Consider the following 10,973-nt stretch of genomic DNA (forward strand, 5'->3'; position numbering starts at 1 on the left):
CCGCCTACGACCAGGTCCAGATCCTCGACGTCGCCTGCCCGAGCGGCGCGCTGGAACTGGCCAACTCGCACGGCGCCGCGCCGCCGTACCGCGTCGAACTGGCCACCGTGTCCGGGCAGGGCGCGCGCAGCTCGGCGGGGATCGTGCTCGCCGGGGCCCGGCGGCTCGCCGCGATCACCGGCCCGCTGGACACGCTGCTGGTCGTCGGCGGGGCCGGGACGCGCGCGGCCGTGCTCGACGAGCCGCTGCTGGCCCAGGTCCGCCGGCTGGCCGGGCGCAGCCGCCGGATCGCCTCGGTGTGCACCGGCACGTTCGTGCTCGCCGCGGCCGGCCTGCTCGACGGGCGGCGGGTCACCACGCACTGGGGTTACGGCGAACTGCTCGCGGCCGCGTTCCCCGCCGTCACCGTCGATCCGGCGCCGCTGTACCTGCGCGACGGCAACGTCTACACCTCGGCCGGGGTCACCAGCGCACTCGACCTGACGCTCGCGCTGATCGAAGCCGACCACGGCCCGACGCTGGCCCGCGACGTCGCCCGCGAGCTCGTGACCTACCTGCACCGCCCCGCGGACCAGGCCCAGATCAGCATGTTCCTGGCCGCGCCGTCGCCGGGGAACGGGGTCGTGCGGGACCTGCTCGGGTACATCGCCGGCCACCTGGACGCCGATCTGAGCCCACCCGCGCTGTCGGCCAGGGCGGGTGTGACGACGCGGCACCTGACCCGGCTGTTCGCCACCCACGTCGGCACCACCCCGGCCCGCGCGGTCCGCGCCGCGCGCACCGAAGCCGCCGCGCACCTGGTGCGGGGCACCGAACTGCCGCTCGCCGCCGTCGCCCGCCGGTGCGGGTTCGGTTCGGCCGAGACGCTGCGGCAGGCGTTCCTCGACCACTACGGCGTCACCGGGGACACGCTTCGCAGGATGACGGACTTCCCGCGGTTCCCGGGCGCGGTGGCCGCCCAGACTCCGGGAGCATGACCACCACACAGACGACCCGCCGGACCGTGCTCGGCGGGCTGGCCGCGGCCGCGCTGGCGCTGCCGGTCGCGACCGGCACCGCGGCCGCCGCGGCCGGCCGGCCAGGACCGAAGATCGGCATCCTGCTCTACGACGGCTTCAGCCTGCTCGACCCGACCGGCCCGGCGGAACTGCTGTCCCGGCTCCCGGGCGCGACGGTCACCATGATCGGCGAACGCCGCGGCCCGGTGCGCACCGACACCGGGCGCACCGCCGTCTTCGCCGACCGCGCGGTGTCCGAAGTGGACCGGCTCGACGTCCTCCTGGTGCCGGGCGCGGGCAACCGCGGCACGGTCGCCGCGATGAACAACCCCGTGCTGCTGGACTGGATCCGCCGCGTGGACCGCCACACGAGCTGGACGACGTCGGTGTGCACCGGCGCCCTGATCCTCGGCTCGGCGGGCCTGCTGCGCGAGCGGGCCACGACGTACTGGGCGTCGGCGCCCTACCTGGAGGCCACGTTCGGCGTCCGGTACGTACCCGAGCGGTACGTCCAGGTGGGCAAGGTGATCACCGCGGCCGGCGTCTCCGCGGGCATCGACCTGGCGTTGTTCCTCGCGGCCGAGCTCGCCGGCGAGGAGGTCGCCCGGGCGGTCCAGCTGGCCGTGGAGTACGACCCGCAGCCCCCGTTCGACGCGGGCGACGCGGCGATCGCGAGCCCGCAGCTCAAGGAGCTGGCGTTGCGGCTGCTGGCCGAGTCACAGCAGTAGTGCCGGTGGTGCGGGGTGCCGCCCCGCACCACCGCTACAGCGCGGCGACGGCGCGCTCCGGGTGCGCCGGCCGGAGCCGGGCCGGGACGTCCGCCAGCAGGCCGCGCCGGGCCAGCTCCGGCCGGACGCCGTCGCCGAACCAGTACGCCTCCTCCAGGTGCGGGTAGCCCGACAGCACGAACTCGCTCACGCCGACGCTGTGGTACTCCTCGATCAGGTCCGCGACCTCTTCGTGGCTGCCGACCAGCGCGGTTCCCGCGCCGCCGCGGACCAGGCCGACACCCGCCCACAGGTTCGGGTGGATCTCCAGCCCGCGGACCCCGCCGCCGGTCCGGCCGCCGTGCAGCGCGACCATCCGCTGCTGCCCCACCGACTCGCTCGCGGCCAGCTGCGCCTGTGCCTTCGCCACCTGCTCGGGGCTCAGCGCGTCGAGCAGCTTCTGCGCCTCCGCCCAGGCCTCGGCCGAGGTGTCGCGCGAGATCGTGTGCAGCCGGACGCCGAACCGGATCGGCCGGTCCCCGGCCAGCTCACGCACCTTGCCGATCTTCTCCGCGACCTGCCCGGGCGGCTCGCCCCAGGTCAGGTAGACGTCGGCGTGCCGGGCCGCGACCGGCAGCGCGGCCGGTGACGAGCCGCCGAAGTAGATCGGCGGCACCGGATCGGGCGCGGCCAGGGTCGTCGCGCCTTCGACCCGCAGGTGCTCGCCGTCGAAGCTGAACGGCTCCCCGGACCAGACGCCGCGCACGACGGTCAGGAACTCGTCCGTGCGGGCGTACCGGGCGTCGTGGTCGTGCCAGTCGCCGAAGCGGCGCTGCTCCACCGCGTCGCCGCCGGTGACGATGTTGAGCAGCACGCGCCCGCCCGAAAGCCGCTGGAAGGTCCCCGCCATCTGCGCGGCGAGCGTCGGCGAGATGACGCCCGGGCGGAAGGCGACCAGGAACTTGAGCCGGGTCGTCTCCCGGATCAGCGCGGCCGTGGTGAGCCACGCGTCCTCGCACCACGTGCCCGTCGGGGTCAGGACGCCTTCGAAGCCCTGCCGCTCGGCCGCGCGGGCGACCTGGGCCAGGTAGTCCAGGTCCGGGTCGCGCTGGGCGGCCGGGCCCGCGGACCGGTTGGCGTGGAAGCGTTCCACGATCGTGCGGCCGTCGCCGCTGGTGGGCAGGAACCAGTGCAGCCTGATGCTCATCCGTTGCTCCTCGCCTGGTCCAGGTCGGGACCGAACCGCCGGTCGACGAAGGCGGCGAAGTCCACCTTGCCCGGCAAAGTCTTCTCGTCGGTGAAGGCGTCCGCGAGCTGCTGTTCGGACGCCACCACGGCGTCGTCGAGCACGATCGGCAGGTCGCGGCCCGCTTCGACGGCCTTCCGCGCGACTTCGAGCTTCAGCCCGGTCTCCTTGGCCCAGGCCTGCGCCCACTCCTCGCGGTGCGTGTCGGCCCATTTCTGCGCCTTGACCACCCGCACGGCGAAGTCGCGCAGGGCGGAGTTCTTGCCCGGATCGCCGAGTGCGGCCGTGCTCGCGGTCAGGAAGCCCAGGCCGTTGGACGCGCCCCGGCCGTCGGCCAGCACCCGCGCGTGCGCCTCGATCTGCGCCTGCGCGGTGTAGGGGTCCCAGATCGCCCAGGCGTCGATCGTGTGCTGCGTGAACGCGGCGTACGCCTCGGACGGCTGCAGGAAGGTCAGCTTCACGTCCTTGGTCGACAAGCCGTTGCGGCGCAGCGTGTTCAGCAGCTGCCCGTGCGCCGAAGAGCCCTTGGCGACGCCGACGGTCTTACCCTTCAGCGAAGCGACGTTCTGCAGCGGCGAGTCCGGCGGCACGAGGATGGCTTCCCGTTCGACGTTGCTGCGCGACACGCTGATCACCTTGATCTTCGCTTTAGCGGCGGCCGCGAAGATCGGCGGCGTGTTGCCGACGCGCCCGGTGTCGATCGCGCCGGCCGAGGCGGCCTCGAGCAGCGGCGGGCCCGAGGTGAACGTGGCCCATTCGACCCGGTACGGCGTCCCCTGCAGCAGGTTCGCGGCGGTGAGCAGGGACTTGACGCCACCCTTCTGGTCGCCCACCTTGAGCGTCACCTTCGCCAGGTCGGCCGCGCTCACCGAGGCCGGCACGGCCGCCGGGCCGTCGCCGCTCGCCGTCCCGCACGCGGACACGGCGAGTGCCGCCACGGCCACGATGATTCCCTTACGCCACAGCATCTTCGGTCACTCCCAGGTCGGCCAGCACGCGGCGGCGGAGGTCGTCGTGATCGGCGGTTTCGCGTGGCCGGTGCGCGGCCACGATCCGGCCGCCGTCGAGCACCAGGACGCGGTCGGCGAGCCGCAGGGCTTCGTCGACGTCGTGGGTCACCAGCAGCACGCCGGGCCGGTGCTGCCGCCAGAGGTCCTGCACGAGGCCGTGCATGGAGATCCGGGTGAGCGCGTCGAGGGCGCCGAACGGCTCGTCGAGCAGCAGCAGGTCGGGTTCACGCACCAGCGCGCGGGCCAGCGAGACGCGCTGGGCCTCACCGCCGGACAGCGTGAGCGGCCAGTCGTCGGCGTGGTCGGCCAGGTGCACTTCGGCCAGTGCCTTTTCGGCGAGCGCCCGGTTGCGGGACTTCGCGACACCGTCCTGGCGCAGGCCGAGGACGACGTTGCGCCAGACCTTCCGCCACGGCAGCAGTCTCGGCTGCTGGAACGCGACCGAGACCGTCCCAGCGACGTCCGCGCCGCCTTCGACGTCGTCATCGAGGCCGGCGAGCACCCGCAGGAGGGTCGACTTGCCGGACCCGCTGCGGCCGAGCAGGGCGACGAACTCGCCGCGGCCGACGGTCAGGTCCAGTCCGCTGAGGACGGTCCGCTCGCCGAACCGCTTGGTGAGGCCGCGGACCTCGGCTACCGGGTTCGCCACCGCAGCACCTTCCGTTCGAGCAGCCGGACCAGCGCGTCGGTGACCAGGCCGAGCAGGGCGTACAGGACGAGGCCGACGACCACGACGTCGGTGCGCAGGAATTCCCGGGCGTTGTTGATGAGGTAGCCGACGCCGGCGTCGGCGTTGACCGTCTCGCCGACGATCAGCGCGAGCCAGGCGAGCCCCAGCGACTGCCGCAGCCCGACGAGCGCCTGCGGCAGCGCGCCGGGCAGGACGACGTGCCAGAGCCGTTCCGCGCGGCTGAACCCGAGCGCCCGCGAGGCTTCGACCAGCGCCGGGTCGGCGCCGCGGATTCCCGAGTGGACGTTGAGGTAGAGCGGGAAGGCCACCCCGAGGGCGACCAGCACGATCTTCGTCTCTTCGCCGATGCCGAACCACAGGATGAACAGCGGGATCAGGCCGAGGAACGGCAGGGTGCGCAGCATCTGCACCGGCGGGTCGACCAGGGCTTCGCCCCAGCGCGACAGGCCGGAGACGATGCCGAGCAGGATCCCGGCGACGGCGCCGAGCGCGAAGCCGGCACCGACCCGGCCGAGCGAAACGGCGAAGGCGTCACCGAGTTCGCCGCTGCGTGCGGCTTCGACACCGGCCTGCACGACCGTCCACGGTGCACTGAGCTTGTCGGGCGGCAGGACGCCGGTGGCACTGGCGAGCTGCCAGGCGGCGAGCAGCACGACCGGGCTGATCCAGCGCCGGAGATCGGGCCGCCGCACGGCTTTGCGCGGCGGCTCGGCGACGCGTTTCCGGGCGTGCGCGAGCACGCCCGTGGTGGAAATCGACACGGATTTCTCCCGGGGACGGGGATGATCGGGCTGGCGTGGTCCCGACCTTCCGGTCCCCGGGAAGCGAAGTCAATCGGCGCCCACTCCGTGAACACCGCGTGTTTCACCCCGTGGAACGACTTGGCTCAGCCGCCGAACATGACCTTCCATTCGTCGAGCGACCGCGGCCGGTAGACGAAGTTGCTGCGCTTGACTTCGGACAGCGCGGCGGACGGCTCGGCGGAGTACTGGTGCCCGGGGTAGACGACCGGGTCACCGGGCAGGCCGGCGAGCGCCTGCAGGCTGCGGTAGATCTCCTCGGCGTCGCCGCCGGGGAAGTCGGTGCGGCCACAGCCTTCCAGGAAGAGCGTGTCGCCGGAGACGAGCTTGTCCTCGACCAGGAAGCACTGGCTGCCCGGCGTGTGCCCGGGCGTGTGCAGCAGCCGGATCGGGATGGCCCCGACCTCGAGGACGTCGTCGTGGTCGTGCGCGCGCAGGTCGGTGCCGGAGACGCCGGTGACCCGCCGGACCCACTCGGTCTCGGCGCCGTTGACGTGGATCGGCACCTGTTCGATCGCGAGCAGCTCGGCGATCCCGGGCAGGGAGAAGCCCAGCATCTCACCGCCGACGTGGTCGGGGTGGTGGTGGGTGGCCAGCACCCCGGTGAGCCGCATGCCGTCCTGCGCCAGGACGTCGAGCAGGTCCCGCACCGCGTAGGCGGGATCGACGATGACGGCGTCCTGGGTCTCGCGGTCGCCGATGAGGTAGGCGAAGTTCACCATCTGCGTCGCGACGGGATCCCCGACGGCGAAGTCACGCCCGGCGAGCAGCTGCCGGAAGTAGAGCCGATCAGTCATGCCGGACACCCTACGGTCCGCGCCCGTGATGTCCCGGATCACGGTCAGCATCCGGCTGCCGCCCATCCGCGGCGACCTCCTGGCCCGTCGGGCGCTGGAACTGCGACCTGATCCCCCGCCGCAAGCACCGCATCCCCGTGCTCCCGACCCACCCGGGCTTGCGCGTACAGCCGCAGCCTCACCCTCGTCGAACGGGACAGCCGGCCCTTGAGCAGCCTGGTCGGTGCGCTGCCCTCCATGCCCGCCATACGCCCGCTGCGCGGTGATGTACCCTGACGGCTGAGACGGCCGCCGCCCAGGCAGGGCGGGGTGCTCGAAGACTTGCAGTTGACAGACATATTTCGAAGTTGACAAAGATTGAGGATTCGAGCGCGATGCTCGGATTTCTCGCAGGGAGAATTGCTGTCCGTAGTCGGACAGGATGCGTTTCGCCTTGTTCGCTTGACCAGTGAGCGGATAGTCCGGGGTCGAGACGCATGAGCAGGACGCGCCGATGAAGTTTCGGCCGAGCTGGACAACGCGCAACACCATCCCTTAACCGGCTGGTGAGGACGCCCCGGAACTCGCTGGCGGTGAGGGCTGTGGGTGTCTGCTGAGGTCGTCGCTCGTCTCGCGACCATGTCCGCGTCTGGGATCTGGGCGCTTGTCGTCCTTTTCGCAGTCGTATTCCTGGGTGTCTGGGGAATCTGTCGGCTGTTCCTTGCGAGGCGAGCGCCAGGTGAACGCGTCCGCGTAAAAGCACTCTTCTTCGAGATCGAGGCCGGCGGGACCTGGCCGGAGAAGCCGAAGCCGATCGATCCGCCGCATGACCCGCTCCCACCGGACTAGCGGTGCGCGTTCGCCGAACGTCATGCGCATCGTCGTCACGATTCGCGACACCTGAGCAGCCCGCACAGCGGCAGTGACGGGCTCCCGTTCGGGAGCACGAGGTGAGCATCTCCGGGCGTGGGCACGACGGCAGTTCGGTCCACCTGATCGAGATCAAGGTTCAGGCGCGCGTCGACACGGCGACCTGCGCTTGGCGGACAACAGTGCGATAACAGGCGTCCCCGCACGTGCAACACCGGCACCCCTGCCGGCGACGGCCTGATCATGCCCTCCGACGACTCGCCCGAGAGACCGGCAACGGAAGACAAGCGTGCCGACCGGCGGGTGGCGGTCGTGTCCGTCGTCGCCACCGCCCTTGTCGGGATCCTCGGCGTGACCGGAACCTTCTTCGGCTCGAAGTTCAGCGTGGACGCCTCGATCAGGAACCAGGACGTCCAGGCGTCCGAGCAGCGAGCGAAAGACGACCGGGAGAAGCGCTCGGACGCGTACCTGAAGTTCCTCGACGCGGCAGACCGGCACGCCAGTACGACACAAAGCGTCCGCAGCTGCCGAAACCCGGCACCGACTTCGGTCGGCGGCAACCCTCCAACCGGAGCCGCCTCGACCCCGGAACCGGTGGACTGTTCTCGGGAGGAGCAGGACTTCGCAGCATCCCGCTACGAACTCCTGACCATCAAAGCCCGCGTGTTCGTCTACGGCTCCCAAGTAGCGGTGGACCGGGCGACCGAGATCATGATGTACCTGCCGAACAGCACTTACGACAAGCGGTTCACCGACTTCGACGCGGTGGCCTTCAACGCCCTCTACACCAAGTTCATGCTGGCCATCTGCGGCGACCTCCTGGCCCGTCACGACGATCGTCCGTCATGTGGCTGATGCCGGCGCGACGGCCCGGGTGAGCGCCGCCAGGACGGCGGCCACCGCGGGCGGGTCCGGTGGGTCGCCGTAGGTGGCCGCGTGGATGCGGCGGTGGACGCCGGGGAGTTCGGTCGCGTGGATGCCGGGGCGGCGGTGGGCCTCCAGCGCCAGCCCGGGCAGGATCGCGACGCCGAGGCCGGCGGCGACCAGGGACTGCACGACGACCATGTCGTCGCTGAGCGAGCCGAGGCGCGGGCTGAAACCCGCCCCCGCGCAGACGGCCGTCAGCTCCGCCCGGCAGCGGTCGCAGCCGCCGATCCAGGCCGAGTCGCGGTGGTCGGCCAGGCTGTCGGCCGGGCGCCGGCTGATCAGGTGGATCGGGTCGTCGGTGAGGTGGCGGAAGCGGAAGCCGTCCTCCTCGAGCGGGGCGCCGGCGTGCTGGAAGACGAGGGCGACGTCGATTTCGCCGCGGCGCAGCATGTCCAGCGCCTCCACGGGATGCCGGTCGGCCAGGCTCAGCTCGAGCCCCGGGTGGTCCCGCGCCAGCGACGCGGCCGCTCTCGGCACGAGGGTGCTCAGCGCGGACGCGTTGGCGGCCAGCCGGACGCGCCCGGCCCGCAGGCCGACCTGCGCGGCCAGCTCTTCGGCGGCCGCGTCCACCCGGCCGGCTATTTCGGCGGCGCGGTCGGCCAGCAGGCGGCCTTCCGGCGTCAGGCGGATGCCCCGGCCGGCCCGCTGCACGAGCCGGGCGCCGGTGGCCGCTTCCAGGCGGGCCAGGTGGTGGCTCACCGACGGCTGCGAATAGTGGAGTTCCCGGGCCGCGTCGGTCACCGAGCCGTGCCGGGCCACCGCGGCCAGGACCTTGAGCTGGACCAGGTTCAGCATTCATCAAGAATATCAATGAGTCTTCGCCTCGATTGACATTGGACGTCATGTGACGGCCGGGCCATGCTGGTGCCGGAGCAACCGACCGAGGAGGACACGGACATGACCGGCAAGGTGACCTGCGACCTCACGATCACCCTCGACGGGTACGCAGCCGGGCACCACCAGACCGAGCAGCGCCCGTTCGGCGACGACGGCGGCGACGGCTGGGGCGACAAGCTGCACGCTTGGTACGGCGAAGGCCGCGACGAGCACCCGGCCGAGTTCGACCGGATGATGACGGCCAAGGCGTTCATCATGGGGCGCAACATGTTCGGCCCGGTGCGCGGCGAGTGGGATCGGCCGTGGACGGGCTGGTGGGGCGACAACCCGCCCTACCACGGCCCGGTCTTCGTGCTCACCCACCACCCGCGCGAGCCGCAGCCGATGGCGGGCGGCACCACGTTCCACTTCGTCACCGACGGCATCGAGGCCGCGATGGCCCGCGCCCGCGAGGCGGCGGGCGACGGCGGGATCTCCGTCCACGGCGGCGCGACCACCGTCAACCAGTACCTCGCCGCGGGCCTGATCGACGAGCTGCGGCTGCACATCGCGCCCTACACGCTCGGCGACGGCGTCCGGCTGTTCGACGGCGTCCCGCCGCTGAACCTCGAGCAGGTGGACGCGCGGGCGACCGCCTCGGTCACGCACCTGCGGTACCGCGTGCTCCGGTGACTCCGGCCCACTGGTGGACGCTCCCCCGGTGCAGGGCGGCGTAGACCCGGTCCCGGAGGACGTTCGCCTGGTGATCGGACAGCGTGTGGTCCAGGGGGCGGAGCACCAGGCGGACGAGGAGGTTCTTCTGGCCCGGCTGCGCGCCGAGCCGGGCCCGCGCCTGCGGCGGGAGCAGGGCGTACGGCGTCTCCTCGCGGATCTCGACCGACTCGACGACGTCGGCTTCGTCGCCGAGCGCGTCGCGGACGCGGTCGCCGAGGTCCTCGGCCCGGTCGTGGGCGTCGACGGCGATCGACAGGTCGCGGCGGACCGGCGGCAGCGCGGAAACCGGCCGGTAGGGCGCGAGGTCCGTCAGCTGGGCGGCGACGGCCGGCTCGGTGGAGCGCAGCAGCCGGATGTCCGGGATGCCCTTGCGCAGCATGAGCATCCGGTCGAGGCCCATGCCGAGCGCCAGCCCGGACCAGTCGTCGCCGAGCCCGGCCCGCGCGAGGACGCCCGCGTGGGCGAGCCCGCACTCGGCGACCTCGACCCAGCGCCCGTCGTGCTCGACGTCCAGCTGCGCACCGTCCACTGTGTACGGATGGCGGCGCGGTTCGAGCCGCCACCGCAGGCCCGGCACCAGGGCGGCGACCATCTCTTCGAGGTCGGCCCGGGTGGTGGCGCCGCGGACGATCCGCCAGAGGTCGAGCTGGTGCGGCGTCCCGCTGTGCAGCCGGTCGATGCTGTCGCGGCGGTAGACGAGGCCGGGGCACACGAGCAGGACGTCGTCGGCCGGGTTCGCGGCCAGTGCGCGCAGCGCGGCGGGGACCATCGCGGTGGAGTGGCTGCGCAGGACGTGGTCCTGGTCGACGTACCGGGTGTAGCGGGCGTCGCGCGTGACGTCGGCGGGGTCGTAGCCGAGGTGGTCGTAGTTGTCGGCCACGGTGACGACGCGCTCGCCGGGCCACCACCGGACGGCGCAGGACCATCGGCTGGCGAGCGCCTCGACGGCCTGCTCGACGACGAGCTGGACGGCATGCGGCCCGCCGCCGGGATCGGTGAGATCCCGGACGGCGAGGGCGCGGGCGAGCTGGGCGGGAGTGAGTGGTTCGGGCACGGCAGGGCCTCCAGGTGTGCGGGACGGTCGAGGGAGGTCTCCCCCTGGCCCGGACACCCGGCGAGGTCGGTGCGTTCACCAGGTTCCCGAAGGAATCCGGGAACGGTGGGCTCGATGGAGCGGCTCAGGCAAGCCCGGCCGCGGACGTGGCACCACAACCCCACCGGCACCCGGAAGGGGCCAGGGGGCCGGTAAATCGGCGGTACCCCGCGACGACGGCCACGGATTCAGGATAGCGGTGCCGTCACGTGGTTTCCCGCGCCGGTCTGGACCCTCGCACCGAGCCGAGCCGAGCCGAGCCGAGCCCGGCCCAGCCGGGCCGGCTCGGCTCGGCTCGGCTCGG

The 10,973-nt window shown here is 72.5% G+C and carries 11 protein-coding genes; 4 read left to right on the plus strand and 7 right to left on the minus strand.

Annotation, left to right across the window (positions count from 1 at the left end; all coding sequences use genetic code 11):
• Positions 1-977 (plus strand): GlxA family transcriptional regulator (locus CCN39_RS37130; RefSeq protein WP_086850088.1); only part of this gene is annotated, 977 nt, incomplete at its 5' end.
• Positions 974-1,726, plus strand: coding sequence for a DJ-1/PfpI family protein (locus tag CCN39_RS37135; protein WP_086850089.1), 753 nt, complete (start codon positions 974-976; stop codon positions 1,724-1,726). The genes CCN39_RS37130 and CCN39_RS37135, both read left to right, overlap by 4 nt.
• A 34-nt stretch (positions 1,727-1,760) precedes the next feature.
• Here CCN39_RS37135 and CCN39_RS37140 read toward each other — a convergent pair whose 3' ends face one another.
• From CCN39_RS37140 to CCN39_RS37160, 5 genes are all read right to left on the minus strand, one after another.
• Positions 1,761-2,912 carry an LLM class flavin-dependent oxidoreductase gene (locus CCN39_RS37140; protein WP_086850091.1) on the minus strand — a complete coding sequence of 384 codons (1,152 nt, stop codon included), beginning with the start codon at positions 2,910-2,912 and terminating at the stop codon, positions 1,761-1,763.
• Positions 2,909-3,895, minus strand: a complete 987-nt coding sequence (locus CCN39_RS37145) for an ABC transporter substrate-binding protein (RefSeq protein ID WP_434781148.1) — start codon at positions 3,893-3,895, stop codon at positions 2,909-2,911. Before CCN39_RS37145 ends, CCN39_RS37140 begins: the two co-directional genes overlap by 4 nt.
• A gap of 10 nt (positions 3,896-3,905) precedes the next feature.
• The gene (locus tag CCN39_RS37150; RefSeq protein WP_086850093.1) at positions 3,906-4,610 is read right to left on the minus strand and encodes an ABC transporter ATP-binding protein; all 705 of its coding nucleotides are present in this window, start codon (positions 4,608-4,610) and stop codon (positions 3,906-3,908) included.
• Positions 4,595-5,413, minus strand: coding sequence for an ABC transporter permease (locus tag CCN39_RS37155; RefSeq protein WP_086850095.1), 819 nt, complete (start codon positions 5,411-5,413; stop codon positions 4,595-4,597). Before CCN39_RS37155 ends, CCN39_RS37150 begins: the two co-directional genes overlap by 16 nt.
• A 125-nt stretch (positions 5,414-5,538) precedes the next feature.
• The gene (locus CCN39_RS37160; protein WP_086850102.1) at positions 5,539-6,249 is read right to left on the minus strand and encodes an MBL fold metallo-hydrolase; all 711 of its coding nucleotides are present in this window, start codon (positions 6,247-6,249) and stop codon (positions 5,539-5,541) included.
• A 1,161-nt stretch (positions 6,250-7,410) separates the two neighbouring features.
• Between CCN39_RS37160 and CCN39_RS37170 the strand changes: the two genes are divergently transcribed.
• Positions 7,411-7,953: a hypothetical protein gene (locus CCN39_RS37170; protein ID WP_143264287.1), complete on the plus strand. Its 543-nt coding sequence runs from the start codon at positions 7,411-7,413 to the stop codon at positions 7,951-7,953.
• Here CCN39_RS37170 and CCN39_RS37175 read toward each other — a convergent pair.
• Positions 7,942-8,820, minus strand: a complete 879-nt coding sequence (locus CCN39_RS37175) for a LysR family transcriptional regulator (protein ID WP_086850097.1) — start codon at positions 8,818-8,820, stop codon at positions 7,942-7,944. The genes CCN39_RS37170 and CCN39_RS37175 overlap by 12 nt on opposite strands.
• A 102-nt stretch (positions 8,821-8,922) precedes the next feature.
• Between CCN39_RS37175 and CCN39_RS37180 the strand changes: the two genes are divergently transcribed.
• On the plus strand, positions 8,923-9,534 hold the full coding sequence (locus CCN39_RS37180) for a dihydrofolate reductase family protein (protein WP_086850104.1): 612 nt from the start codon (positions 8,923-8,925) through the stop codon (positions 9,532-9,534).
• On the opposite strand, the gene srmL is transcribed toward CCN39_RS37180, so the two are convergent.
• Complete coding sequence (gene srmL, locus CCN39_RS37185; RefSeq protein WP_086850098.1) at positions 9,503-10,630, minus strand: PheS-related mystery ligase SrmL; 1,128 nt, start codon at positions 10,628-10,630, stop codon at positions 9,503-9,505. The genes CCN39_RS37180 and srmL overlap by 32 nt on opposite strands.
• Positions 10,631-10,973: the final 343 nt, after the last annotated feature.

This window comes from Amycolatopsis kentuckyensis (assembly GCF_002155975.1).
Classification (GTDB): Bacteria; Actinomycetota; Actinomycetes; order Mycobacteriales; family Pseudonocardiaceae; genus Amycolatopsis; species Amycolatopsis kentuckyensis.